Below are 24,762 nucleotides of genomic sequence, written 5' to 3'. Positions count from 1 at the left end.
TAACACGATGAAAATCGACTGGCTTTTTTTGGCTCTGGTCTTTGTGTTGACATCGATTGGCATTGCCTTGGTGTATTCGGCGACGGTGAACACGGAACCGATCTGGTATACCTCCCGTTGGTTTAAGCAGATTATTTATTTTGGCGGCGGTTGCCTTTTGGCTGCGGCGCTCTCCTTTGTGCGCATCGATTATTGGCAACGTTTTGCTTTTCCGCTGTATTTTTTGACGATCGCGGCTTTGGCGTTTGTGGCGTTTGGCGGCGGCGACAGTGCGAAAGGGGCGGGGCGTTGGATTGACTTTGGCTTTTTGAAAATCCAGCCGTCTGAATTTGCGAAGATCACCTTTTTGCTTGCGATGTCGAAGTGGCTTTCTGTTCATCGGGTGAACATTTTGAAGCCGAAGACTTTTGCGATGCCCGCGCTGATTTTTATTGTGCCGTTTGCGTTGGTGTTAAAGCAGCCTGACTTGAGTACGGCTCTTGTGTTTACGGCAGTGACGCTGGTGGGGCTTTATTGGGCAGGGCTTTCGCTTATGGACCTTTTCTTGATTGTGAGCCCAGTGGCATCGGTGATTCTTTCTTATCCGCAGATTCCTTATTCGCAGGTGCTGTGGGGACTTTTGCTTTGCGTTGTGTTCCTTGTACTCCTTTTCCGTAAGATGCCTCGAAAGTTTGTCGTTCTGATTCTTTCGCTGAATATTATTTGCGGTTATGCGAGTACGATGGCATGGAATTCCTTGGAGCATCACCAGCGTGAACGCGTGATGACCTTTGTCGATCCGATGCGCGATCCGAAGGGAGCCGGGTATCAGGTAATTCAGTCGGAAGTGGCGATTGGCAGCGGAGGTATTTTTGGCAAAGGCTTTGGCGAAGGCTCCCAGACAAATCTCGCATTCCTTCCGGAAGAACATACGGACTTTATCTTTAGCGTTCTCGGGGAACAGTTTGGCTTTTTAGGCTGTGTTTTTGTGCTGTTCCTCTACTTTATGTTCCTGTGGCGTGCAATGTCGATTTGCAGGCTGCACTTGGATCCGTTTGTGAATCACGTGGTTTCCGGGGCGTGTACGATCTTTTTCTTCCACATGATGGTGAATATTTCAATGACGCTCGGGCTCATGCCGGTGACGGGTCTTCCGCTTCCGTTCCTTTCTTATGGCGGATCTTTTATGCTCACTTGTATGATGCTTGTCGGTTTGCTTGTGAACATGCGCTATCAGGGAAGTCAGCTCGAAAGCAATTACGATTAAACGGTTGAAAAATCGTCAAAATTCTCCATTCCGCATTTTGGAGCGTCTATAGAAAAGGAGCCTTTAGAAAAGGTTCCGTTTTTGTTGAGGAGAAAAATGAAACTTTGGACCGGAATATCGAAATTTTTGTTTGGGAACGGATGCCTTGCCTGCAAACGCGGAGGCTTACCGTTAGATCCGTGGCTTTGCCCGGATTGTAGGGAAGAACTGCAGAAGCTCGCCCAGAATCCGCGACGTCCAAATCCCGATACGCTTTGCCTGTACACGATGACGCCTTTGACAAAGGCTTTGGTTCACGGCTTAAAATACGGCAACATGCCGGGCCTTGCAGGTTATCTGGTGAGGACAGCGCTCAAGGAACGGGAAACTTTGGAAACTTTGCAGGAATGGGGCAGGAAACTCGCCTTTGTGCCTGTTCCCCTGCATCCTGCCCGTATGCGAGAAAGAGGCTACAATCAAGCGGAAAAGCTCGCCAGAGCGATTTCTGGGCGAATGAATGGAATTGTGGCGCCTGCGCTTGAAAGAAAAACCTTCCGGATTTCGCAGACGACGCTTTCGAGGTCGGAACGCTCGAACAATGTGGCGGGAGCTTTTGGGTTGAAAAAACGCTTTCGCTGGCCGGATAGCAGAATACCGGTGATCGTCGATGATGTATTTACGACCGGGGCGACGACAACAGCATGCCTTTACGCTTTTGAAAAAGAAAATTTAGGGGGATTTTCGAAAGTGTGCACGCTTCTTTACGAAGAGAGTGCGACGGCGCGTGTGGATTTTGCCGCGGATACTGCCATGGAATGGCATGTATAATTTTTAGCGGAGGAAGAGGGACTCGAACCCCCAAGCCTTACGGCGGCGGTTTTCAAGACCGCTGACTTACCAATTAGCCTATTCCTCCAAAACAAAAGCCCTAGAAAGATCCAGGGCTTTTGGAGTGGCACCGGTCAGAATTGAACTGACGACACGCGGATTTTCAGTCCGCTGCTCTACCAACTGAGCTACAGCGCCATCGGGTAAGCCAAAGTTAAATCAAAAAAGAAATCCTGTCAAGGGTTTTTTGTTGTAAACCAAAATTTTAGTGTAAATATGTGTGCATTCGAGTAGATTTGTAGTGTTACAGGATGAGTGGATTGGCCTGGAGATAAGATGAAGCCGATTAAATATGCCGTTTTAGCTTTGACATTAGGTCTTTTGGCAGCATGCCAAGATCCCTCCTTGGTTTCGGAAGATGAACTTTCTTCTGCTGAAATGCAGGATGAAACTTCTTCAGGTGGTACATCGGAAAATGTTTCCGGATCGTCCTCGGGCACTGCCACGCTGTCGAGCAGTAGCAGCGAACAGCTTTGCGTCGTTTCGTGGGTTGGAAAATCCGCAGTGACGATTAATGAAATCATGCCGGGCAACGTGAACTGGTATGATGACCGAGGCAAGGATCCGGGTTGGGTTGAACTTTACAACTCGAGTTCGGAACCGGTTGCTTTGAATGGCCTTGCTCTTGTTGAAAGTAAGGCACGTCCGCGTAAGTGGGTCGCTGGAAACGATACGATTCCGGCCAATGGCTACCGTATTATTTTTGCTTCGGACCGTGGTTTGGCAAATCCACCGGAAGGTGTGGATTCCAACTCGCTGCACTATCGTGCTCATACCGACTGGAAACTTGAAGATAAGGGCGGTACGCTCTTCTTGGTGAGCGAAAACTGTGGCATTTTGGATTCCGCGAGTTACCCGGCTTTGGAAGCGGGCATTAGTTGGGGCAAGACTTCTTCAGGTTGGCTCTATTTTGCAAAGTCGACCCCGGAAGCGGATAATGCGAACAGCACAGGTTCTGCGGGGTTTGTTTCTTTGCCTGCTTTTGGTCAGAATGCTGGATTCTACTCGGATTCCGTGGTGATTACGCCGCCGACAACGGATGACGGATCTACGGTGCGTTGCACATTCAATGGTTCGGAACCGACGGCTTCGACTGCTGCGATGTTGGAAGCGGTCGTCTTGAAAAATTCGACTGTGGTTCGGTGTGCCGCTTTCAAGGACGGTTTGATTACGAACAAGATTGTGACAAACACGTACTTTATCAATGAAGAAATCCATAACATGCCGGTTGTCTCGATCAGCGTGGATTCCCAGTTCTTTGAAAATCATTACCTTTACACGTCAGCTGGCAGTACAAACGGTTCTTCTCCGAATTCGGTGGACCCAAATGAAACGAGTCTTTATGCCGATGTGGAATTCCCGGTGCATGTGGAATACTTTGCAAATGGAAGCGCAAGTGATTCGAAGGCTTGGGAAATCGATGCGGGAATTTCTTTGATGGGCGGTCACAGCCGTTTGGAAAAGAAAAAGTCTGTGGCGATCACGATGCGTGAAGAATATCAGGATGGCTGGCTCAAGTATCCGCTGTTTGAAACGCGTAAAGATGCGAACAGCAAGTTCAAGGCTTTCAATTTGCGCAACAATGGAAACCGTTTTGTCAGCGATTACATTGCCGATGCCGCAGGCGGAGCAATGCTCGAGGGCTCTGGCGTGGATTACCAAAGAAGCCGTCAGGTAATCGTCTTTTATGATGGCGTCTATTGGGGCGTTCATGATATGCGCGAACGCTATAACAAGAACTTCGTGGAAACAAACTATGGCATCGATGCATCGACGGTGACGGTCATTAAACATTTGAATAAGTCGATCGAAGCAAGCAACGGCACTGTCGATGAGTACAAGGCTTTGCTTGCCTATGTTTCGGAAACGTCGTTTGCCGGCGAAGGCAACACCGCTTATGAATATTTGAAAACCTTGATGGATGTGACGAATTATGCAAGTTATATGGCTGCGGAAATGTACTCGCATAACGGCGACTGGCCAAACAATAACGTGAGAGCGTGGAAGAGCCCGAATACGCTCTGGAAGTTTATGATCTATGATTTGGACCATGGCTTTGATTGGATGTGGCCTGTTGCCGGTTTTACCCAAGAGACGAATATGTTTGACTGGGTGAAGCAGGGAGGCTATGCTTTGGGCAAGTGCTATAATAAGCTGAGTGCGGATTGCTTCCACACATTTTATGTGAAATTGATTGAAAATCCGGACTTTAAGCGGATGTTCATCAACCGATCGGCGGTTCTTTTCCAAAACTATGTAAACGGGACGAACCTCTCGAATATCATTGAATCGATGACGGAGTCGATTGACGAGGACCAGCGTAGCGCTGACCAAGGAGTCTTTAAGCAGAGCGAGCGTTGGTATACGAATTCTTGTGGTGGACGCTTTAGCAATTCGGGCTCCTGCATCAAGGATTGGGGAATCGATCGCGACGAAGTGATACGTAAAGAATACCGTGAAGAATTTGGGCTTTCGAGCGATGTGGAAGTAACAATTGCTGCGACGGGAAACGGTTACGTGACTCTCGACGGCTTTACGCTTCCGAGTCTTTCGAGTTACACCGGAACGTTCTTCGGTGGAAATGCAATGCTCTTGACCGCAGTTCCTTCGGGAACGGGTAAGTTCGTTGCTTGGGAAGACGGCTCTACGGATAACCCGCGCTTGGTGATGCCGCAGAGCGGCGCCTCTTACATCGCGCAATTTGACTAAGACAGTCGAAGCCTGTAGAAATCGATGCACGGAATTTTTCTAGATTCTTTGCATGTTTTCTCCTGTGCGTAAAATGTTCGACGATATTTCGAAACGCTATGATTTTTTGAATCATACGCTGAGCTGCTTTCAAGACATTTTATGGAGAAAGGCGTGTTGCCGTGAACTGAAAAAACGCGGTGCCGGTAAACGTCTTTTGGATCTTTGCGGTGGCACGGGAGATTTTGCCGTGGAATTTGAACGCATTGTGGGAAAGCCGATTCAGGCGATCCTTGGCGATTTTTCGTTTGGAATGCTTCAACATTCGAAGGGAAAGAGGACTTCTGCCAAGCCTGTGCAGCTCGATGCGATGCAGATGCCTTTTTTGGACAACACGTTTGATGTGGTGTTGAACGGCTTTGGTATGCGCAACTTGCCGGATGCGAAAGGGGGACTTGTGGAATCTTGCCGAGTCCTCGCTCCGGGCGGTCATCTGATGGTGCTTGAATTCTTTTCTCCGCGACAGGCTTTTAACCGTTTCTTTTACAAGCGGCTTGCGCCTCTTTTTATTCCGTTGCTGGGTGCGGTTTTTAGCGGTAAACGGGATGCGTATGAATATTTAGTCAATTCCATTTTGCGCTTTTTACCGGTGAAGGATTTTTGCGTTGTCGCAGAAAAAAATGGATTTGAAGTTGTGTCGGTAAAGCCTTGCTTCTTTGGCGTTGCGTACCGTGTATTGCTTCAGAAAAAGGTTTTGGCATGAGCCATTATCTGCTAGGCGTGACGGGAGCTTCTGGCGCAGTTTATGCGGCAAGGACGCTGTTTTATTTGCAAAAGGCTGGGCATTTCGTTTCGCTGTTGATAACGGATGCAGGGAAAGAAGTCGCGGATTATGAAGGGCAGACGGCGGCTCTTTTAAAAGCCGACGAGATTTTAGACGTAGAGAATTTTTTTGCGAGCTGTGCCAGTGGAAGTTCTGCGTTTGCGGGGATGGCCGTGGTTCCGTGTTCCATGGGAACGCTCGGGAAAATGGCGAACGGTATTGCGGATAATCTGCTGACCCGTGCTGCGGACGTGTGCTTAAAAGAACGACGCAAACTGGTCGTTGTTCCGCGGGAAATGCCGTACAATTTGATCCATTTGAAGAATATGGAACAGCTGACTCTAGCCGGAGCTATAGTGATTCCTGCGAGTCCGCATTTTTATGCGAAGCCGCAGACGATCGAAGATTTGGCGGATACGGTGGTCGCAAAGATTTTGAATCATTTGAATGTTCCGAATACAATTGTTCCTGAATGGGGTTCTAAAGGATGAGTGTTCTTTCAAAGATTGGGGAATACGGTCGCATGGTGCGTTTTAGCCACTCGCTTTTTGCGATGCCTTTTGCAATCGGTTCGATGTGGGTTGCGGCAAACGGTTTTCGCGGCATGGATGTGCTTCAAATTACAAAGTTTGTACTGCTGATTGTCGGCTGCATGGTGACGGCGCGCAATAGTTCCATGTCGTTTAACCGTCTTGTCGATGCGAAGTTCGATGCGGAAAATCCGCGGACATCCAAGCGTCATTTGGTGACGGGCGCTCTTTCGAAAAAAGCGGTCATCGGTTTTATTGCGGTGAATGCGGCTCTCTTTTGCTTGCTCGCTTGGCTTTTGAATCCGCTGGCGGGAATTTTCTCGTTCCCGGTGCTTTGCGCTCTAGCTTTTTATTCGTACTGGAAGCGATTTTCTTGGCTTTGCCATTGGTATCTGGGTTTTGCGATTGGCATGAGTCCTTTGGGCGCTTGGATTGCGGTACGTGGGGAATTCGCTGCGTTTCCGATTTTTTTGATGTTCATTCTGATGCTTTGGATGGGTGGCTTTGACATAATTTACGCGACGCAGGATGAAGAAATCGATAAGAGGCAGGGATTGCATTCGGTGCCAGCGCGTTTTGGCCGAGCAAAGGCTTTGAAAATCGCTCTCGCGAGCCATTTGGCGATGCTTGCACTGTGCGTTATTTTTGGCGTTTACTGGCAGATGGGAATCGCCTGGTGGAGCGTGTTTGCTTTGATGGCGGCAGCGATTCTTTACATTCACCTGTTTCGCAAATCCGATGATCTGGATGCGATGAACCGGGACTTCTTTTTGGCGAATGTGGGCATTAGTGTTCTTGTGATGCTTGGACTGATTGTGTGGATTCTTTTAGGAGGAGATGTCAATGCGTTACGATGATAAGCGCAAAGTTTGCCAGCGCACGGCGATTTGGATCGCTCTTCTCTCCCTGATCGATGTGCTGGGAATTGAGTTCGGTTTTATTCCGGAAGAATCGGCGAATAAGGCGCTGAACGTTTTTATTGTTCTGCTTGCGCTTGCACTCGCCGGGAACTTTTATTTTAAGAATAAGCAGGACCGTTAAGGTGGCAGGCTCGCTTAAATTTCTAGGTCGCCCGTGTAACGGCTGACGATAGAACCATCGTTTTTGCGAAAGAGAAGACTCCCGTCTTCGTTGATGTCGAGGATAGTCCCTTCGACGACTTCTTTCCCTTCGACTATTCTTGCGGAATGCCCGATGAACTGGTCCATTTTACGCCATTCCGCAATCCACGGCGCGATGCCTTGTACACGGGTGATTTCAATTGATTCTTCAAGCTTTTGAAGAATTTTTTGCAGTAAAATTTCGCGGTTTAGAGCCTTGCCCAAAATCAGTCGAAGGCTTGTCACGGGACGTTCGATTTCTTCTAGATCTTCTGCTGTTGCATTTACGTCGATTCCGATGCCTATCGTCAAAATTTTTTTGCCGTCTTTCACAAGGATTTCGGAAATCATTCCACAGAATTTTTTCTTTTCGCAAAGGATGTCGTTTGGCCATTTGACGCTGGCGTTCACTCCGATCGCCCTAAAAAACTGGGCGAGAGAAATGGCGGTGATCTGCATCAGCTGCGGATACTGCAGGGGCAAAAAGCCTTCAAGCGAGAAGAGAATATTGAAGTAGAGATTTTTCTCTTCCGGCGAAAGCCAGGTGCGTTCGTGCCTGCCGCGTCCGCTTGACTGCGCGTCGGCTACAAGTACATCGCCAACGTCGAATTCCGAAATGTTTTCCTTGCTGTAGCGGTGAGTGCTTGTCAGTTTGGAGTAGAGATGGGCTTTTCGGTTTGCAAAACCGTGAATTTCCCATTCGGAGAAAGGACGTTCTACGCAAAAAATATCATTCATAGGCACAATAATAATTTTAATTTCAAAGAGAAATCAGCAAGAAAGGAAGATTCATGGATCTGTTGAATTATTTGAACGATTCTGTAACGCCTTGGCACGCGGCGGCAAATTTGGCAAAGCAACTGCAATTGCAGGGATTTGTAGAACTTTTGGAAGCCGAGCCGTGGGAGCTTGCTTTGAACAGTGCTTATTTTGTGCGGCGCGGTGCGGCGATTTTTGCGTTCCGCACGCCGTGTAAGTGGACGGCGAAAACGCGTTTTCGATTGACGTCGGCGCATACGGATTTTCCCGCCTTAAAAATTACGCCGAATCCCGATAAAAATGTAGCGGGATTTCATTTGATTCATCCGGAAGTTTACGGCGGCGCTTTGATCAATACCTGGTTCGATCGGGATTTGGGAATTGCAGGCATTGCCATGGTGCAAAATCGGGACAAGCTTGAAAAGAAGCTTGTGCGGATGAGTGCGCTTTGCCGCGTGCCGGAACTCGCGATTCATTTGAATCGCGGTGTGAATGAGACCGGATTCCAGGTGAATCCGCAGAACCATTTGAACGCCTGCTTGAGCGGTTCCGCTTCTAAATTGTTTGTGACGAGCCTTGAAGAAGAAATCGGTGCAAAGGTTATCGATTTTGAACTGCAATTTTTTGACGCACAGCCCGCTGCTCTTGGAGGTCTTTCAAAGGAATGGATTTACTCGGGCCGCTTGGACAATTTGCTTTCTTGTGAAGCGATTTTTGACGGGCTCGTTTCGCAGACGGATGCTTCGGAACAGGTGCGAGGAGCGCTCTTCTTTGACAATGAGGAGATCGGTTCGGAAACGCGCACCGGTGCGGCTGGAAATTTTGCGGAAGCGATGCTTGAACGGGTGGCGGCAAGCGGTGGAATTTCTCATGGGGAATTTTTGGGAAAACTTTCCGATTCGATTCTGCTTTCGTTGGATGTGGCCCATGCGACGCATCCCGCTTACGTGGAAAAGATGGAACCGAATCATTCCCCGATTCTCGGCAAGGGAATTGTGCTGAAGACGAATGCGAAAAAACGTTATGCGAGCGAAGCCGAGTCTAATGCGGTGGTGAAAATGCTCTGCCAGCAAAATCAGATTCCGTTACAGATTTTTGTGAGCCGTAACGACATGCCGTGCGGCAGTACCGTGGGACCGCACCTTTCTGCGGAACTCGGAATTCCGACGGTCGATTTGGGCGAAGCGATTCTTTCGATGCACAGCATTCGTGAAATGAGCGCCATCGCCGATCATGATGGAATGCGCAAATTGATGAGCGCTTTTTACAAGGCGTAATCGAAGCTCTTCCGTAAAGCCGTTCCGAAATTTGTTGGGACGGTTTTCTATTTTTACGATCATGAGAATTGTTTTTATGGGTACGCCGGATTTCGCGGCGCATTTTTTGGATCATTTGAGTAAAGGTCCGCATGAATTGGTGGCTGTGGTGACGCAACCCGATCGCCCGGTGGGACGTGGCCGTGTTTTGACGGCTCCTCCTGTAAAGAATAAGGCTTTGGAACTCGGACTTCCTGTTTTGCAGCCGGTTTCGGTGAAGGAAGAATCTTTTGCGCTGGATTTAGAACGTTATAAGGCGGATCTTTTTGTGGTCGTCGCTTTTTCCATTTTGCCAAAACGAGTGCTAGGATGCTCCAAGTTCGGTGCGGTGAATGTGCATGGTAGCCTGCTTCCGAAATACCGTGGCGCGGCACCTGTACAGTGGGCGATTGCGAAGGGTGACGAAAAGACCGGCGTGAGTGTTTTCTTGCTCGATGAAAAAATGGATCACGGTCCGCTTCTTGAACAGCGTGAATTCTCGATTGATCTTTTTGACACTTCGGAAGATGTGCTGAACAAGATGGTGGAACCGGGTTCGGAAGCTTTGGACAAGGCTCTTGACCGTATTGCATACGGCAATATCGAAGAGCTTTCGCCGCAGGAACACGAAAAAGCGTCTCCCGCACCGAAGCTCAAAAAGGACGACGGCAAAATCGACTTTAATATGTCGGCTCTCGAAATTCACAACCGCATCCGCGCCTTTTATCCGTGGCCGGGTGGATTCTGTTCGTTCAACGGAAAGACTGTTTACTTCCGCAAAACGATTCCGCATCACAGCACCTGGCTAAATCCGGGCGAAGCCCGCGGCGACAAAGAAAAGCTCTATGTGGGAACCTCGAACGGGGTGCTCGAAGTGACAGAAATTCAGCTTGAAGGAAAGCGCGCAATGCCGGCAGCGGACTTCCTTCGCGGAATTCAAAAGAAGGATAAGGATAACCTGTGCTTCAAGACGATGGCTTAAAGGAACGCCTTTCGGCGCTTTATGCTCTGATCGATTGGATCAAGAACGGAACCATGTTGCGGGAGCATGCTCTTTCGCCGTTTGCGAAAGAACTCGCCTTGGGCGTGTGCAGACGCCATTTGCGCCTGCAGCATGCAATCAAAAAGAATGTCCATCGGATGCCGAGCGTGGAAGTACAGTGCGTTCTGGAGATGGGCATTTACCAGATCTTCTTTATGAATGTGCCGAGCCATGCTGCGGTGGATTCGAGTGCGGAGCTTGCTCGGCGTGCAAGCCTGGGCGAAGGTTCTGTGAAGCTTGTGAATGGTGTGTTGCGCGGTCTCGAACGAGAGGGCTTACCTACACTTCCGGCGCAGAACGTGCAACGAATCAGCATTGAATATTCCCTTCCGGAATGGATTGTCCGTCGGCTGCTCGACGGCTACGGATCTGCCCATGCAGAAGAATTTGCAAAGGAAACGGTCGAACGTCCGAGCCAGTGGATTCGCGTAAACACGTGCAGGATTTCGGCATCGGAGCTGAAAGAAAAGTTGATGCTTTCGGGCCGCATTTACAAGGACCGTTATTTGGAAGTCATCGAAGGCGCGAATGAACCGCACCTGGTTGAACTTTTGAAAAGCGATTTCTTTGAAAAAGGGCTCTTCTCTGTGCAGAATCCGGCGGCTTACGAAGTCGCGCGCCTGTTGAACGTGGAAGAAAATATGACCGTCTGGGATGCTTGTGCGGCTCCGGGCGGAAAGTCTGCGCTTCTTGCCGAAGACAATCCGACGGCGAAGATTTTAGCTTCGGATGTTTCAGAAGAACGTTTACGCCCGATGGTGGATCTGGCGAAACGATTGAAGATTTCCCATGTAGAAGTGCAGACGGTCGATGCGACAAAGTGTGAATTTGTGGACAAGTTTGATAGAGTGTTGCTCGACGTCCCGTGCAGCAACCTGGGCGTTCTTTCCCGCCGTCCAGAAGTCAAGTATCGTTTGACGCAAAACGATTTGAAGGAACTGCCGAAGCTCCAGTTTGAAATCTTGGAAGCTTCGAGTGCGGCGGTGAAAAAGGGTGGCGAACTCGTTTACGCTACCTGTAGCCCGGACCGTGCCGAGACCGATAAGGTTGTGCAGAAGTTCCTAGAAAAGCATCCCGATTTCGAAAAGAAAGAAGAGATTCGCATCGGCCAGAATGCCTTTGGACTCGATCACTTCTTTGCAGCATCCCTTCGGAGAAAATCATGAAAAAAATTCTCATCACTGTGATGTTTGCTTTGGCAACGCTTTGGGCTGGAGAAGATTCGACGAGTGTCGAATTTGACCATGCCACGCTTGCTATCGAAGGAGGCGCCTTGCATTTGCTGGATGACGCCAATCGGAATTTGGACGATTCCTATTACGGTCTTTTAGAATTGGATTACACGTATTTTCGCAAATGGATCGGCGTTGTACAATTCGGTTATTCGTATTTGACGACGAAGGGCGATGTAGACTATGTAGGCATTCATCAGTTCAGCGGACGTGTTGGCTTGGATTATCCGTTGCCGTTCGTGAAACCGGTGGCTTTGGGCGCAGGCTTTAGCTGTGTGTGGATGCGTGCCGATGATGAAAACGGAGATGTGGCGAATTCGTCGCTTGCGGATAATGAATCGGAATTTGGATTCTATGCTCGTTTGAATTTGCCAATCGTGACTTGGGATGCCTGGCGTGCGGGTGCGAAGATTTATTTTGAAACGATCTGGACGGCGCCTGAAAATTCGGAAACTGCGTGGTTTGGATTTTATCTGCAACGGAATCTTTGGTAGGAGACTCGCATGATCAAGCAAATGAAATTTTGGATGATGCTCGGCACTCTGACGGTGGTTTCCGCTTTTGCAGATGTCGCACCCGAAACCGAAGGCATGCAGGATACGCGTTATGACGGAACCTTCTTGACCGCCTCGCCAACCTTTGTTTATGACCGCAGTTCGCAAATGGGCGGCATTCATTCCGAAAGCGAAGAATGGAGCCCGACGAAGGTGCGAGACCGTCTTTTGTACAACCGTGTTTCAGGGATACCCTCGTGGACGCCGCGTGAACCAAGTGTTTGGATGTCGGTCGGAAACGAAACGGGCGACATGATGTACCAGGACCCGCGTTATGGCGGTTGGGGATCCTGTTGCATTAACGGAACGCCGATGCTCGAAGCGGGATTCCGCTCGAAGTCTTATAGCGGAATTTGGACAACGGCTCGTTATTTTCAGGTAGACCATTATTCGAGTTCGAATGGGAAAGTTCGAAGAAAGATGGTGAAACGGGTGGATTACTCCATTTTTGGCGAAAACCTGCCTTACCAGAGTACCGCTTATGCGGGCGTTGGCTATTCGGTGGGGTCGTTTGACGTATCGCTCCTTGCTGGGCATGAATACCTGTGGATTTTTGCGGAAAGCGGTCGTTGGCTTCCGGTGGAATACAAGCCGAGAGCGGAAGCGCGTTTTGATTCCAAGTATGTGCATGCGAATATGGTTTTTGAAAATGCGGAATATACGATTCTTGCTGGCGAACAGATGGGAAACCGCAAAGAGGTAAACGGCTCGATCAAGCTCGGTGAAGATACTATTGCGCAAAAGAAAAAGCTTTGGAATTTAGGCTTGGGAGTCGCTTTCCGCGCGGTGGATGATAGTGGGGCAATGCCTGTAGAATTGAAGGAGGATTACGTCGTATTCCCGTATCTCGAATATTCTTTGCGCCCCACGGATCGATTGAGCCTTGCAGGCTATGTCGGAACGAGCGGTCGTGAATTCGCGAGCAAGGATAGTGTGAACTTGGAATTTCCGGAGTTTGCTAGTGTGCAGACGAATATCGGTTTCAAGAATCACGTGGCTTCCACGTTGAATCCTTTGAGCGATGATTACGAATATTTTAACTCGGATACGATTCATTTGCGCGTCGATGGCGTGATGCAGTTGCATAGAGCCTATCTCGATTTGAGAAATCGATTTGAATATTTTGGCCTCGGCATGAATTTCTCTGGCTGGTTTGAAAAAGGTGCAGAAACGTTTGATGTGGAATCATTTTCTGTAGATTCGGCGAATACGTATTACGGAAAACAGAGATTCTCTTACCGCACTGGCGATGTGGGTCGTATCGATTCTTGGATTAAGGCGATTTCTGGCGAAGCGGAAGCGGCTTTTTACTATAAGAAAATGTTTACCCTTTCGGCACGTGCAGGCTTTGAACGGATTGACGGCGATGAAGAACGCTTTGAAGTAAATCCGGTTGAAGAATGGCTTACGATTGGGGCAAATTGGAACCTCTGGGATCATTTCCAGGTGAAACACACTTGGGGTTACCGCTCCGACGCTCGGTGGAACCTGCGAACGGAAGTTCCTTATGTGGTAAAGGGAGGCTGGTACTGGGACGCTTCTTTATCCCAGAACTTTCCAGAATACGGCATTACTTTAACGGGAACGATTCTGCACGCAATTGGAGAAACGCGAGTTCTTGTCCCGAATGGCGGATTTGACAGAACGCGTTTTTGGTGCAATATCCTGAAGAAATTCTAAAACTGAAAAGTTAAAAAGCGTCGCTCCGTGCAATGGTGCGGTTGAAGATGACGTGCTTTCCGGTCGGCGGATATTCGAGCGAAGCGATGAGGGTTGCAGCTACCGCTTTGGCGTGGACCGGTCTCCAAAATTCCGGGAAGAAGTGCAGATGCTTCTCGGAAATCTTTTGCAAGAAATTTTCCGCTGCACGATATTCGGAGCGTTTTCCGAGCAGTAAAGACGGTCGAACGATCGTGAGAGAAGGAAATCCGAGCATGCTTAAACCTTCTTCCAAAAGGCCTTTGGTTCGGTTGTAGTGGAATGGTGAATGGGGATTTGCCCCTTGCGCACTGACGACCAAAAAATGTTTCACCTTTTGAGCCTTGGAAATTGCCGCTGCGGCGAGCGGAATCTGTAAATCGACATGCTCGCGGGCTTTTTTCGATCCCGCCTTTTTCAAGGTCGTTCCAAGGCAACAGATGACCGCATCCGCAAGAAAAATGTTCTTGTGGAGCTTTAAGTTTTCGAAGTCAATTTCGACGGGATAGCTTTTAGCGCCGACGGGACCTTTTCCGATTTTGCGGACGGGGAGAATAATTTTTTCGACAAAGGAAGATGCTTCCAAAAACTGGAGAACTTCCTTGCCGACGAGTCCTGTGGATCCGAGTAAGGTGACAATCATCTTAGAATTTTACCGTGGGTTTAGAATGGAGGATTGGCGCAGTGGATAAGAAGAAATGGATGCAATGGAATTACGGAAGGCTTCTACTTGGGCAAGGGCTTTTTCGTCGCTTTCGGCGACAATGACCTGGATAAATTCTTCTCCATCGTAGCGAACAAATGATAAAAGTGCAAAGCCCCAAATACATGAAATTGCCCAAAACATGACAGTTTCAAACAAAAGCTTGTTTGAAACGAGTTTTTCCATTCACTCTTTCAACATCGCTTCAAAATATAGAGTTTTCAAATGAGGTTTGGATAGGGGAAACGAAAAGATTTTACCGAAAATAGTGTGAGATTCCGCAAAATAATGCAGAATTCGCCGATTTAGAAAACCGATTTTATGGTTTAAGAATTACTTTACAAAAGAAACTATTTCTAGAGAGGTTTTATGAAAATTTCCCATTTTGCAGTAGCTGGACTTGTCGCCGTTGGACTTTCCCATGCGACAGTCCATTTCCCGTTTCCGCAGAATTTGGATTATGGGAACGCAAATGCAGCGACGCTGACGGACAAGGCGACCGCGGCGACCCAGTTGCAGACTGCTTTTGATTATTACTACACGACCTTTTACCGTGAAAACGGAGACTACGCCTGTATCCGTGCCGATCCGGGTGATAACCAGTGCTTCTCGGAAGGGATTGGCTACGGCATGCTGATGATGGTTTACTTCAGCAATAACGAAAAGAATTACCAGGCGGAATTCGATAAGCTCTGGGCGCTTTACAAGGCGGCGGAAGACAAGAACGGTTTGATGAACTGGAAAATCGGCAATGCGGACCCGACTCAGGTTTGGGGCGAATACGCGGCGACCGATGCGGAAGTCGATGTGGCGGCCGCCTTGATCATGGCTTCTTACCAATTTGGCGATGAGACGTACTTGTCGGAAGCGAAAACGCTTTTGCAGAATGTGCGCACTTATGAATTTGAAACGAACGGCTTGCATAAGCCCGGCGACAACTGGAACGACAAAAAGAACCCGAGTTATATTTCTCCGGCGTATTATTACCTGTTCGCGGCGGTCGATACGGATGGTGCGGAATTTTGGAATACGACGGCGATGGATGCGAACTATGCGCTTCTCGAAGCGAATTCCGCATCGCATACAACCGGCCTTTTTGACAACTGGACAAATGCAAGTGGTGCCGATTTGGAAAGCATGTACGGCTATGATGCTTCCCGTACTCCGTGGCGTTTGGGACAGGCTTGGTACTGGTTCAGCGATTCGCGCGCCCAGGCATTGCTACAAAAAATGGGAACTTGGGCAAGTACGCAGTCCGCTTCGAATGTGGCAGGTTCGATTTCTGTGAGCGGTACGATGGGCGCTGATCATAACAATACCTTTGTGGCTACGGTAATGACCTCCCTTTCGGCAAGCACGGCTTTTCAGTCGAAGCTCGATGAATATTGGAATGAAACCGTTTCGACGACGAACAGCGATGCCAATTTGAAATACTTCCAAAAGTCGATGGAAATCTTGAACGGTCTTCTTGTTTCTGGAAACATGCCGAACTTTGCTTCGGGAGCTTTGCCGGTTTCGATTTCCAAGGCTCCGAAGGCGCTTTCTTCAGCGGTCGTGATGCAAGGCAAACAGTTGAACTTGAAGGTTTCGGGTGCGGCACAAGTCAAGCTGTTTAATTTGACAGGTCATGAAGTTTGGAATACGCATGTGGCTGCAGGAACTTCGACGGTTTCTCTTTCGAAAATCCCGAATGGCGTTTATATGGTGCAGATTCGTTCCGGTGAAAAATCGGAAATGCACAAAATTCGTGTCCAATAATTTTTCCGAATAAAAAAGCTTTTTGACGGATTGGAGCAATTCAGTCCGTTTTCTTTTTTTATTCGCTTTAGATTTGAACGTCCTGTGTTTTGATATTCCGGGATTCCTTTCAACGGTTTACATGGATGCCTGGCACGATGAAGGCGGACGTCAGTATTTTTGGAATTTCCTTTTGAAAACGTTGCTGTTCGGAAAATTCAAGATTCGGACGGATTTTTTTGCTGGAACCTTTTCTACATTTGGTGCATGCTTCGTCAAAAGATTTTGAGAACGGAACTCGATAACGGGATTACCGTTCTCACGGATTATATGCCCGGCGCCTATTCGGCGAATGTGGGAGCTTGGATTCCCCGCGGTTCTCGCCATGAAACAGCGGAAACGAACGGGCTTGCGCATTTTTACGAACATCTCGTTTTTAAGGGAACGGAGAAGCGTTCCGCTTTTGAAATTGCGCACACAATCGAAGACCGCGGCGGAAACCTCGAAGCCTATACGACGCGACAGGAAACGGGCTTTTACGCCCAAGTGGTCCGCGAGGATGTGCCTCTTGCCTTGGACGTCATCTCTGACATGCTGATGCACCCGCGTTTCGATTCGAAAGAAATTGAAAAGGAACGCAAAGTCATCATCGAAGAAGTGCACAGCTACGACGATATTGCCGAGGAATGCGTGGGAGACCTCTTCAACGCGATCCATTACAAGGGCTGTGGCTTGGAATTTCCGATTGCGGGAACGGTCAAGACCGTAAAAGGTTTAACGCGAACCGACCTGCTTGAATATGAACGACAGGTTCTGGAAGATTTGCCGCTCACGGTGTGCGCAGCCGGTAAAGTCGATCACGAAAAATTCGTAGAACTGGTGCAGCAATATTTTGAAGCGAAAAAATCTGCCAAGAAGCCTTTTGCAAATCCGTACAAGGCGAACGCCCTTCAAAAGACAAAGACCAAAAAGGAACTGAGCCAGTCAAATCTTTTTTGGGGAACGAGCTTTGACTTTGCAGACGGGAATATGGATTTTTTAAGAGCACTCGGTCTTTTCAATGTAGCTTTTGGTGCCGACATGGGTTCGCGCCTTTTCCAAAAGGTGCGTGAAGAACGCGGCCTCGCTTATTCCGTCTATTCGATAACGGACGTTTTCAAGGATACACTTGGCTGGGGCGTTTCGCTTGCGACCGCTCCGCATAAAATGAACGTAGCCCTTTCCATTGCACAGAAGGAATTTCAAAACTTTTTGCAGAACGGATTTGAAAAGGGTGAACTCGAACGCACCAAGATGAATGTAATCGGTGGCCTTCGCATTGCTGCGGACAGCTGTGAAAAACGTTTAATGCGCCTCGCCGATCAGAGCTTGCATTTGGGAACTGTCTATTCGATGGTGGAAACCGAGGCGCAGGTAAAGGCTTTTTCGGAAGAACGTGTAGTGGAACTTTTGCGCGAAGCGTTTAAGGACGCTCCGTTTGCGACGGCGATTGTGAAGCCGGCGAAAAAATAAAGAGGAATGTATGAAACAGAATTTGATAGGCCCGGTGGGCATCCTCGGATTTGGTGTCGAAGGCAAGAGCACTTTGAATTACCTGCTGCGAAACGGCATCAAGGACATTGTAGTGATGGACAAAAATCCGGTGGAACTTCCTGAACTTCCGTCCGATGCAAAGGTGCAAACCTTTGACGGTGAAAAGTATATGGAAGGTCTCAAGAACTGCGTGACAGTCGTGCGTTCTGCAGGCGTTTACCCGATGCAGCAGGAACTTTTCCACTTCCAGATGAACGGTGGCGTGATCACGAGCCAAATCGAAATCTTCCTTGCGGAAACGAATTCGAGGTCGGTCGTTGGTGTAACGGGTACGCTTGGCAAAGGCAGTACGGTCAGCATGATTCGCCATGCTTTGAATGCTTGCAAAATTCCTTGCGTCATCGGTGGAAACTTTGGCGTGCCGGCTCTCGATCTTTTGGAGGATGATTCCGCAGACCGTGTTTCGATTCTCGAACTTTCGTCGTTCCAGCTGATGACGCTTCCGATGTCACCGCATGTGGGCATTGTACTGCGCGTTTCGACGGAACACTTGGACTGGCACAAGTCCGTGGAAGAATATCGCGACGCAAAGGCAAATCTGGTGCGTTGGCAAAAACGGACCGATTACTGCGTGTACATCCAGGATGCGGCGCCTTCTGCTGCGATTGCTCGTGAAAGCGGAGCGCAGAAACTTTCTTACGGCTCCAAGGATGCGGATGCGGTCTTTACCCCGGATTCTCTTTCGATCGACGGTTATACGCTCAAACTTTCGGATTGCAAAATCCGCGGTGCTTATCAGCTTGAAAATATGGCGGCGGCGCTCCTTGCGGTGAAGGCTCTTGGCGCGGATGTCGCCACTGCCTTGCAGTCGCTTAAGTCTTATGAAGCTTTGCAGTTCCGCATGGAATTCAAGGGCGAAAAACGCGGCATTGAATTTTACAATGACTCTTACGCGACCCGCCCGGATGCGACGATGGCTGCGGTCAGGAGCATGAAACGCCCGTTCTCTTTGATCCTTGGCGGATCGGAAAAAAATGCGGACTTTACGGAACTTTCAAATCTCCTTGCGACGCTTCCGAATTTGAAGAAAATTTCTTTGATCGGAGCAACGGCAAAACGCATGCTCGAATCGTTAAAGCTCGCCGGTGTTTCGGTGCCAAAGCAGATTTTCCCGGGCCTCGATGAAGCCTTTGCAGACGCCTGCTCTCTTGGAGAAGGTTCCGCAGTACTTCTTTCCCCGGCTTGCGCAAGCTTCGGACTTTTTAAGAATTACAAGGTGCGCGGCCAATGTTTTGACGCCTTGGTTGAAAAATTCTAAAACGTTTAATGCTCCATCAGCATAAGGTTCTTTTGAATGAGCTCCAAAATGCGGAGCAAAGCCGAGAACATAAGGCTCGTTATCGCTGAACGCAGATCCATAAGTCGGATGATCGCTGGAATAAAGCAGGTTCACCTTGTCGACGTACACATCGCTGCCGGAGAAGGCAAGGTTGAAACGATTTCGACGGAACTGCTGGATTCGCTGCTCGAAGAGGATTCTTTATCGCTTGCAAGATAATCTTTGACGGAAATGTGCGTCCAGGCACCGAGATCGTAGCCGCTTTCGGTAATCTGGCTTGCGCTGATGGGTTTCCTGTGGGTTAATAGAAAATGGAATGCTGAAAATTGAGGATGCCCTAAAAACGGTGGATATTTTTGTAAACGGGGAAGTTGAAATAGGATTTGCACATTTTCGTTCCGGAATTTATTTAGGTATAGAGTAAAGTTTCGAGAATATAGAGGAGATTTTATGTTGAATGTTCAGAATCGTTGGTGCTTGATTACAGGCGCTTCGCGTGGTGTAGGTCGTGAAATTGCAAAAAAAATGGCTTCGCTCGGTGCAAATTTGATTTTGCAGAGCCGTTGTCGCAAGCATTCTGAAGAAACCGCAAAAATTGTCCGCGAAATGGGCATACAGGCTCTTTCGGTAGAATGTGTTTTGGAAGATGCCAAGTCTGTGGCGGCTATGCTTTCGGAAATCGATTCGACGAGTTTGAACGTGGAATTGGTTTTTAACAATGCCGGTTTGATGAGCCAATATTTTGTCGATTATACGTCGAATACGCTTGAAGATTTCCACCAGGCAATGGCGGTGAATTTTTATGCTCCGATCCAGATTGCTTATCACTTTTTGCCGAAGATGATTCAGAACGGTTTTGGTCGTATGCAGCTTACGACGAGCGGTATTGCAAATGAACCGGAACTCGCCGCTTATGCTTGTGCAAAGGCCGCCTTGACCAAGTTTGTGAAGGATTTTGCTTGCAAATTGAACGGAACCGATGTGATGATGAACGTGATGGATCCGGGTTGGCTCCGCACGGATCTCGGCGGTCCAAAGGCGCCGAATGCTGTTGAATCGGTTATTCCGGGAGCACTTGTCGGTGTCCTGCTTGAAGATAAGAAGAGCGGTCGCTGGTTCAGTGCACAGGATTACGTCGATATGGACGTCGAATCTGCGGTGAAAAAAGCGGAATCCGTCGAATAGGATGCGACGGAAACGGAAAACTTCTGAACTGTTCCGCAAAGTGTTTTGCGGTCAAAAGATTTGGCACAAATCGCGGTCAAGTACCGCACAGGAACGCCTGATGTCTGGAGTCTAGCGGCTATGGATTTGACCCAGGGAGAATCGTTGTTCTTTTTTACAACAAAAAGTCGGTGAGGGCTCTAGGAAAAATCAAACTTCCAAAATAATTTTATCATTACCTTCAAAGACAAAAACTTGAAAAGGATTAGGTGATGAGAAAAATGAACTTTTGGAAAGCGGCTGTCTTGGGATCGGCTCTTCTTTGTGGAACGGATGCTTTTGCTGCAGACAGTACTCTGAGCGAACTTGCCGCTGCGCGTGGACGTTTTGTCGGCTCCATTTTGAACTCGGAATGGTTCAACAACAGTCTTGGCAGTGATGCGACGATTTATGAATCGACGCACAAGGCGAACTTCAACATTGTCGTTGCAGAAAATGAGATGAAGTTCGATGCGACGGAACCGAGCCGTGGTAGCTTTAGCTTTACCAAGGGCGATAAGCTCATGGCTTATGCGGCGGCGAACGGTATGCAGGTTCGCGGTCATGCTCTTGCCTGGCATAGCCAGGTGCCGAGTTGGGTTAGCACTTTGGCGCAGCAGGTTGAAAGCGCGGGCGGCAGCGCACGCGATACGCTTTTGAGCGTTTTGAAAACCCACATCGACAGCGTCGTTGGTCATTACAAAGGCAAGATCCGCGAATGGGACGTGGTGAACGAAGCGATTAACGATAACGGCACGCATGGCTGGCGTTCGGAAGGTTCCGTTTGGTACCAGTACATAGGCCGTGACTTTATCGACTCCGCTTTTGTCTGGGCGCACAAGGCGGATCCGGATGCAAAGCTCTATTACAACGATTACGCTCTCGAATGGGGCATGGGCACGGGCACCAAGGCGCAGTTCGCCTATGACTCAATTGCGGTCCGTTTAAAGAATGCAGGCATTTACATCACGGGTATCGGCACGCAGACCCATATCCAGAATACGCATACTTCGACGCCGTCGAACCTTCGCACGCTTGCTTCTAAGCTAAAGAGCATCGGCATGACCATGCAGATTACGGAACTCGATATTGGATTTGCACTGGGAACGGCGATTTCCGATGCGGATTATGCGGCTCAGGGCCATCTGTACCGCCAGTTCATGGACCTCTTCCTAGAAGCGGAGAACATGGAAGCCTTTGTGATTTGGGGCTTTAGCGACAAGTACAGCTGGCTCAAGGATCAGAGCAAGTACAACGGTTTGATTTTTGACTCAAGCTTTGCAAAGAAGCCGGCTTACGATAGCCTCGTCGCTTCCTTGAAGGCGCACGACGCTTCGACCGTGACCGCTGCCGGAAGTGTGGATCCGGTGGAATGGGAAAGCGGCAGTACCTTTGGCAAAGCGACCTATGTGATTGTGGATTATACAACGGCTGGCGCTGAATCGGTGGGTAGCTGGAATGGCGACGTGGCTGCGGGCTTGCCTAGCTTTGTTTCGACCGCACTCGATGGAGTGACGGGCTATATGGATGTTCCGCTTGCGGGTTGCGATCAGAGCGAAGAATCTTGCGGCTACCAGCATGCAATTTACACGCTTCCGGATGACGCTGTGTCGAAGAATGTGCTTGCCAAGTGCGAAAACCTGCTCATTACGATGCGTGGCAAGACAGAAACGAACTATGTGAATGTGGGCGTGAACTCTCCGTGGTTCAGCTTGCAGTATGGTCGTGCAGCTGAAGTCGGCTCTTGGAGCGAAGCGACTGTGGACTTGCAAGCGGTGCGTGATTCTGCGGCTGCTCCGACACAACTTACCTTTAACAGCAACGGAAGTGGCGTCTACGTTACGAAAATCGCCGCTGCCGGCTGTCCGGATGACCTTTCTCCAATCCAGAAAGTTTCCAAGCGTTCGAACCTCGGCATGAGCTTTGCAAACAAGAATCTTTATGTGAACGGCACAGACCGCGCGAAGGTGGAACTTTTCGATATGCAGGGCCGTCCGGTGTTGAAGGCTCTGAATGTGAACGGTTCCGTTTCGCTGCAGGGCGTTGCTAACGGTCTCTACGTGGTCCGCGTTTCGACAGGTTCAGTCTCCTTGATGAAGCGAATTGTGATTCAGTAAGCTGATATCCCAATTTCCTCATGGGCTTTTCGGTTTCCGCCGAAAAGCCTTTTTGTATGTATTCAAAACCGCCGGCTAGGCCGGCGGTCCCGTTTAGCCTTTTGGCGTTCCTTCCTCGACAAACAAGAAATCCTTTGGTAGCTTTTGAAATGCGGTCTGTCAGCTGCGAACAAAAGAACCAAAGGATTCAAATGAAAAATAGCAATAATCATACCTTGGCCCACACGACGTGGAATTGCAAGTATCATATCGTGTTTGCCCCCAAATTTCGCAGGAAGGTGTTCTATGGAGAAAAGCGCCGCGAGATAGGTGAAATCCTACGTACGCTTTGCAACTGGAAACAGGTGAATATCGTCGAGGCGGAAGTTTGTCCAGATCATGTACACATGCTTCTCGAGATACCGCCGAAATATTCGGTTTCGGGATTCATGGGATTCCTGAAGGGGAAGAGTAGCTTGATGATCTACGAACGGTATCCGTCGCTTCAGTTCAAATACAGGAATCGGGAATTTTGGTGCCGAGGGTATTACGTAGACACGGCCGGCAAGAGTGCGAGCAAGATTGCCACGTATATCAAAAATCAGTTGGAGGAGGACAAGTACGGAGAACAGCTGACCATGCTCGGCAAGATGTAGCCCGTTTACGGGCGGCCGGTAAGGACCTTACGCAGGTGGCAGATTGACCAACGCGACGTGACGCGTGGCTAGTATCCTAGGGCTACGCCCGTAAAAGAAGAACCGCCGGCTATGATGTGAACCCCGAAAGTTGGACACAACTTTCGGAGTTTTCATGTACCAGAAACACACAAAAGAAGAATGGGCCAAGGCCTATGAACTTCACAAGGATGGTTACGACTCTCCGTCAATCTCAAGGTTGACAGGTCTGGAACTGTCCGAAATTAAGCGCCATATCCGGCTTTACCGACAGACCGGCTGTTGGCAGACTGAAAGGAAAACGAATGTTCGGTCAACTCCTGCCTTGAGGAGGACTGTCATCGACGCGGTCGTCAAGAAATCTCTATCTTATGCGGAAGTTATCGCCAAGTACAGCATAAGTTTTACCAGCCTGAGTTCTTGGCTGCGGAAATACCGTCATGGCGGATACGAAGAACTGCTAGCTACCAAGCCGAGAGGGAGACCACCCAAGATGAACAAGGCCAAGCCGAAATGGACAACGGGAATGAGCGAGATTGAACGCCTCAGGGAAGAAAATGAGTATCTAAAAGCGGAGAACGCCTACCTAAAAAAATTAAAGGCCCTAGACCAGGAAGAAAGTGCCGAGATGTTCGGTATAGGGCCCAAGTCGTCCGCGAACTGAGCGCCGAGTACGCCCTGAGACATCTCCTGAAGGCTAGCGGGCTGTCCCGCTCCACGTACTACTACAACCTCAAGGATGGCCCCGACCGCTACGCCGTCGTGCGCAAGCGAATCAAGGCCATACACGCCCAGAACAAGGGTCGCTATGGCTACCGCCGCATCGTGGCCCAGCTCCGGAACGAGGGCTATGCCATAAACCACAAGACGGTCTATCGGCTCATGAAGGAAGATGGCCTGAAGAACGTGCGCAGGCGCTGCAAGTACCGCTCGTACAAGGGCGAGGTCGGCAAGACCGCCCCGAACAGGCTCAAGCGGAACTTCAACACAAAGGCCCCCAACAGGAAATGGACTACCGACGTGACTCAGATAAACATCGGCATGGACAAGTGCTACCTGTCGCCAATACTCGACATGTATAACGGCGAGATAGTCAGCTACGCAATCTCGGACCATCCGGACCTGAAGATGGTAATGGACATGCTGGACCGGGCATATGCGAAGAAGCGTACCTGGAAGCGACTGGTTCTGCACTCGGATCAGGGGTGGCACTACCAGCATGCGATTTACCAGAAATCGCTGAAAGATCATAAAATCATCCAGAGCATGAGCCGTAAGGGCAACTGCCTGGACAATGCCATGATGGAGAACTTCTTTGGAATAATGAAGTCAGAGCTTCTCTACCCGAACACGTTCAGAAACATGGACCACTTCAAACAGGAGCTGAGGAAGTATATCGAATACTACAACAACGACCGGATAAAGCTGCGCCTAAACGGAATGAGTCCGGTACAATACCGGACTCATAACGCTGTTTTATCCTAACTTTAAACTGTCCAACTTTTTGGGTTCAGTTCACTATGCCGGCGGGTTCCTTTTTTTGTTTGTAAAAGGTGCATTTCTGTAAAGATTGGGTTTTTACCATTTAAAATTCCCACATTTTTGTCTATATTGTGCCAAGTTTAAGCTTTTGCGAAAATGAG

The 24,762-nt window shown here is 49.0% G+C and carries 24 protein-coding genes and 2 tRNA genes; 21 read left to right on the top strand and 5 right to left on the bottom strand.

All coding sequences use genetic code 11. From position 1 onward, the window contains the following. Positions 1–7 precede the first annotated feature (7 nt). Positions 8–1,246, top strand: a complete 1,239-nt coding sequence (rodA, locus tag BGX16_RS03205; RefSeq protein WP_100426732.1) for a rod shape-determining protein RodA — start codon at positions 8–10, stop codon at positions 1,244–1,246. Between the two features lie 96 nt (positions 1,247–1,342). Then, positions 1,343–2,053, top strand: coding sequence for a ComF family protein (locus tag BGX16_RS03200; protein WP_100424761.1), 711 nt, complete (start codon positions 1,343–1,345; stop codon positions 2,051–2,053). A gap of 7 nt (positions 2,054–2,060) precedes the next feature. Here BGX16_RS03200 and BGX16_RS03195 read toward each other — a convergent pair. Both BGX16_RS03195 and BGX16_RS03190 read right to left on the bottom strand, forming a co-directional pair. Next, positions 2,061–2,141 (bottom strand) — tRNA-Ser (locus BGX16_RS03195). Between the two features lie 37 nt (positions 2,142–2,178). Then, positions 2,179–2,251: transfer RNA gene (locus BGX16_RS03190), tRNA-Phe, on the bottom strand. A gap of 138 nt (positions 2,252–2,389) precedes the next feature. Here BGX16_RS03190 and BGX16_RS03185 point away from each other — a divergent pair. From BGX16_RS03185 to BGX16_RS03165, 5 genes are read left to right on the top strand one after another with little or no spacing between them, the layout of a single operon-like run. After that, complete coding sequence (locus BGX16_RS03185; RefSeq protein WP_100424760.1) at positions 2,390–4,822, top strand: CotH kinase family protein; 2,433 nt, start codon at positions 2,390–2,392, stop codon at positions 4,820–4,822. A 52-nt stretch (positions 4,823–4,874) separates the two neighbouring features. Further along, positions 4,875–5,564, top strand: coding sequence for a ubiquinone/menaquinone biosynthesis methyltransferase (locus BGX16_RS03180; RefSeq protein WP_100424759.1), 690 nt, complete (start codon positions 4,875–4,877; stop codon positions 5,562–5,564). Continuing rightward, positions 5,561–6,115 carry a UbiX family flavin prenyltransferase gene (locus BGX16_RS03175; RefSeq protein WP_100424758.1) on the top strand — a complete coding sequence of 185 codons (555 nt, stop codon included), beginning with the start codon at positions 5,561–5,563 and terminating at the stop codon, positions 6,113–6,115. Before BGX16_RS03180 ends, BGX16_RS03175 begins: the two co-directional genes overlap by 4 nt. Further along, positions 6,112–7,011, top strand: a complete 900-nt coding sequence (locus BGX16_RS03170; protein ID WP_100424757.1) for a 4-hydroxybenzoate octaprenyltransferase — start codon at positions 6,112–6,114, stop codon at positions 7,009–7,011. Before BGX16_RS03175 ends, BGX16_RS03170 begins: the two co-directional genes overlap by 4 nt. Beyond that, positions 6,998–7,195, top strand: coding sequence for a hypothetical protein (locus BGX16_RS03165; RefSeq protein WP_100424756.1), 198 nt, complete (start codon positions 6,998–7,000; stop codon positions 7,193–7,195). The genes BGX16_RS03170 and BGX16_RS03165 overlap by 14 nt, the downstream gene beginning before the upstream one ends. A gap of 14 nt (positions 7,196–7,209) precedes the next feature. On the opposite strand, the gene BGX16_RS03160 is transcribed toward BGX16_RS03165, so the two are convergent. Continuing rightward, positions 7,210–7,992, bottom strand: coding sequence for a biotin--[acetyl-CoA-carboxylase] ligase (locus BGX16_RS03160; protein ID WP_100424755.1), 783 nt, complete (start codon positions 7,990–7,992; stop codon positions 7,210–7,212). 53 nt (positions 7,993–8,045) lie between these two features. Here BGX16_RS03160 and BGX16_RS03155 point away from each other — a divergent pair, with 53 nt between their 5' ends. The 5 genes from BGX16_RS03155 (at position 8,046) to BGX16_RS03135 (ending at position 13,816) form a co-directional block, all read left to right on the top strand. Next, positions 8,046–9,290: a M18 family aminopeptidase gene (locus tag BGX16_RS03155; protein WP_100424754.1), complete on the top strand. Its 1,245-nt coding sequence runs from the start codon at positions 8,046–8,048 to the stop codon at positions 9,288–9,290. A gap of 61 nt (positions 9,291–9,351) precedes the next feature. After that, complete coding sequence (fmt, locus tag BGX16_RS03150) at positions 9,352–10,290, top strand: methionyl-tRNA formyltransferase (RefSeq protein ID WP_100424753.1); 939 nt, start codon at positions 9,352–9,354, stop codon at positions 10,288–10,290. Further along, a complete protein-coding gene (gene rsmB, locus BGX16_RS03145) occupies positions 10,269–11,516 on the top strand; it encodes a 16S rRNA (cytosine(967)-C(5))-methyltransferase RsmB (RefSeq protein WP_100424752.1) in 1,248 nt (415 codons plus the stop codon). The genes fmt and rsmB overlap by 22 nt, the downstream gene beginning before the upstream one ends. Then, a complete protein-coding gene (locus tag BGX16_RS03140; RefSeq protein WP_100424751.1) occupies positions 11,513–12,076 on the top strand; it encodes a hypothetical protein in 564 nt (187 codons plus the stop codon). Before rsmB ends, BGX16_RS03140 begins: the two co-directional genes overlap by 4 nt. Positions 12,077–12,085: 9 nt before the next feature. Beyond that, entirely contained in the window at positions 12,086–13,816 is a 1,731-nt protein-coding gene (locus BGX16_RS03135; protein ID WP_100424750.1) for a hypothetical protein, read from the top strand. Positions 13,817–13,826: 10 nt separating this feature from the next. Here the strand turns inward: BGX16_RS03135 and BGX16_RS03130 are convergent, their stop codons facing one another. Then, positions 13,827–14,477 carry an NAD(P)H-binding protein gene (locus BGX16_RS03130; RefSeq protein ID WP_100424749.1) on the bottom strand — a complete coding sequence of 217 codons (651 nt, stop codon included), beginning with the start codon at positions 14,475–14,477 and terminating at the stop codon, positions 13,827–13,829. Between the two features lie 9 nt (positions 14,478–14,486). Beyond that, entirely contained in the window at positions 14,487–14,723 is a 237-nt protein-coding gene (locus BGX16_RS03125; protein ID WP_100424748.1) for a hypothetical protein, read from the bottom strand. Between the two features lie 183 nt (positions 14,724–14,906). Here BGX16_RS03125 and BGX16_RS03120 point away from each other — a divergent pair, with 183 nt between their 5' ends. The 9 genes from BGX16_RS03120 to BGX16_RS03080 all read left to right on the top strand — a co-directional run bounded on the left by BGX16_RS03120 (position 14,907) and on the right by BGX16_RS03080 (position 24,604). After that, positions 14,907–16,295, top strand: a complete 1,389-nt coding sequence (locus BGX16_RS03120; RefSeq protein ID WP_100424747.1) for a T9SS type A sorting domain-containing protein — start codon at positions 14,907–14,909, stop codon at positions 16,293–16,295. Between the two features lie 246 nt (positions 16,296–16,541). Beyond that, on the top strand, positions 16,542–17,786 hold the full coding sequence (locus BGX16_RS03110; RefSeq protein WP_100424745.1) for a M16 family metallopeptidase: 1,245 nt from the start codon (positions 16,542–16,544) through the stop codon (positions 17,784–17,786). A gap of 10 nt (positions 17,787–17,796) precedes the next feature. Continuing rightward, entirely contained in the window at positions 17,797–19,125 is a 1,329-nt protein-coding gene (gene murD, locus BGX16_RS03105) for a UDP-N-acetylmuramoyl-L-alanine--D-glutamate ligase (protein ID WP_100424744.1), read from the top strand. 48 nt (positions 19,126–19,173) lie between these two features. Next, entirely contained in the window at positions 19,174–19,365 is a 192-nt protein-coding gene (locus tag BGX16_RS14475) for a hypothetical protein (RefSeq protein ID WP_157797844.1), read from the top strand. Between the two features lie 231 nt (positions 19,366–19,596). Beyond that, positions 19,597–20,331, top strand: coding sequence for an SDR family NAD(P)-dependent oxidoreductase (locus tag BGX16_RS03100; protein WP_100424743.1), 735 nt, complete (start codon positions 19,597–19,599; stop codon positions 20,329–20,331). A 260-nt stretch (positions 20,332–20,591) separates the two neighbouring features. After that, complete coding sequence (locus tag BGX16_RS03095; protein ID WP_241899421.1) at positions 20,592–22,466, top strand: endo-1,4-beta-xylanase; 1,875 nt, start codon at positions 20,592–20,594, stop codon at positions 22,464–22,466. Positions 22,467–22,657: 191 nt separating this feature from the next. Continuing rightward, on the top strand, positions 22,658–23,101 hold the full coding sequence (gene tnpA / locus BGX16_RS03090; protein ID WP_100426731.1) for an IS200/IS605 family transposase: 444 nt from the start codon (positions 22,658–22,660) through the stop codon (positions 23,099–23,101). Between the two features lie 154 nt (positions 23,102–23,255). Continuing rightward, positions 23,256–23,783 (top strand): helix-turn-helix domain-containing protein, encoded by a 528-nt coding sequence (locus tag BGX16_RS03085; RefSeq protein ID WP_100424741.1) that lies wholly within the window; start codon positions 23,256–23,258, stop codon positions 23,781–23,783. Continuing rightward, positions 23,714–24,604 carry an IS3 family transposase gene (locus BGX16_RS03080; protein ID WP_157798087.1) on the top strand — a complete coding sequence of 297 codons (891 nt, stop codon included), beginning with the start codon at positions 23,714–23,716 and terminating at the stop codon, positions 24,602–24,604. Before BGX16_RS03085 ends, BGX16_RS03080 begins: the two co-directional genes overlap by 70 nt. The last annotated feature ends 158 nt before the right edge of the window (positions 24,605–24,762 follow it).

This window comes from Hallerella succinigenes, assembly GCF_002797675.1.
GTDB lineage: Bacteria > Fibrobacterota > Fibrobacteria > Fibrobacterales > Fibrobacteraceae > Hallerella > Hallerella succinigenes.
This window is presented reverse-complemented; position numbering and strand designations above follow the sequence as displayed.

Excerpts from the sequence above, each read along its gene's own strand:
- rodA (WP_100426732.1), top strand. The coding sequence starts at position 8 with ATGAAAATCGACTGGCTTTTTTTGGCTCTGGTCTTTGTGTTGACATCG.
- BGX16_RS03200 (WP_100424761.1), top strand. The coding sequence starts at position 1,343 with ATGAAACTTTGGACCGGAATATCGAAATTTTTGTTTGGGAACGGATGC.
- BGX16_RS03185 (WP_100424760.1), top strand. The coding sequence starts at position 2,390 with ATGAAGCCGATTAAATATGCCGTTTTAGCTTTGACATTAGGTCTTTTG.
- BGX16_RS03180 (WP_100424759.1), top strand. The coding sequence starts at position 4,875 with ATGTTTTCTCCTGTGCGTAAAATGTTCGACGATATTTCGAAACGCTAT.
- BGX16_RS03175 (WP_100424758.1), top strand. The coding sequence starts at position 5,561 with ATGAGCCATTATCTGCTAGGCGTGACGGGAGCTTCTGGCGCAGTTTAT.
- BGX16_RS03170 (WP_100424757.1), top strand. The coding sequence starts at position 6,112 with ATGAGTGTTCTTTCAAAGATTGGGGAATACGGTCGCATGGTGCGTTTT.
- BGX16_RS03165 (WP_100424756.1), top strand. The coding sequence starts at position 6,998 with ATGCGTTACGATGATAAGCGCAAAGTTTGCCAGCGCACGGCGATTTGG.
- BGX16_RS03160 (WP_100424755.1), bottom strand. The coding sequence starts at position 7,992 with ATGAATGATATTTTTTGCGTAGAACGTCCTTTCTCCGAATGGGAAATT.
- BGX16_RS03155 (WP_100424754.1), top strand. The coding sequence starts at position 8,046 with ATGGATCTGTTGAATTATTTGAACGATTCTGTAACGCCTTGGCACGCG.
- fmt (WP_100424753.1), top strand. The coding sequence starts at position 9,352 with ATGAGAATTGTTTTTATGGGTACGCCGGATTTCGCGGCGCATTTTTTG.
- BGX16_RS03140 (WP_100424751.1), top strand. The coding sequence starts at position 11,513 with ATGAAAAAAATTCTCATCACTGTGATGTTTGCTTTGGCAACGCTTTGG.
- BGX16_RS03135 (WP_100424750.1), top strand. The coding sequence starts at position 12,086 with ATGATCAAGCAAATGAAATTTTGGATGATGCTCGGCACTCTGACGGTG.
- BGX16_RS03130 (WP_100424749.1), bottom strand. The coding sequence starts at position 14,477 with ATGATTGTCACCTTACTCGGATCCACAGGACTCGTCGGCAAGGAAGTT.
- BGX16_RS03125 (WP_100424748.1), bottom strand. The coding sequence starts at position 14,723 with ATGGAAAAACTCGTTTCAAACAAGCTTTTGTTTGAAACTGTCATGTTT.
- BGX16_RS03120 (WP_100424747.1), top strand. The coding sequence starts at position 14,907 with ATGAAAATTTCCCATTTTGCAGTAGCTGGACTTGTCGCCGTTGGACTT.
- BGX16_RS03110 (WP_100424745.1), top strand. The coding sequence starts at position 16,542 with ATGCTTCGTCAAAAGATTTTGAGAACGGAACTCGATAACGGGATTACC.
- murD (WP_100424744.1), top strand. The coding sequence starts at position 17,797 with ATGAAACAGAATTTGATAGGCCCGGTGGGCATCCTCGGATTTGGTGTC.
- BGX16_RS14475 (WP_157797844.1), top strand. The coding sequence starts at position 19,174 with ATGCGGAGCAAAGCCGAGAACATAAGGCTCGTTATCGCTGAACGCAGA.
- BGX16_RS03100 (WP_100424743.1), top strand. The coding sequence starts at position 19,597 with ATGTTGAATGTTCAGAATCGTTGGTGCTTGATTACAGGCGCTTCGCGT.
- BGX16_RS03095 (WP_241899421.1), top strand. The coding sequence starts at position 20,592 with ATGAACTTTTGGAAAGCGGCTGTCTTGGGATCGGCTCTTCTTTGTGGA.
- tnpA (WP_100426731.1), top strand. The coding sequence starts at position 22,658 with ATGAAAAATAGCAATAATCATACCTTGGCCCACACGACGTGGAATTGC.
- BGX16_RS03085 (WP_100424741.1), top strand. The coding sequence starts at position 23,256 with ATGTACCAGAAACACACAAAAGAAGAATGGGCCAAGGCCTATGAACTT.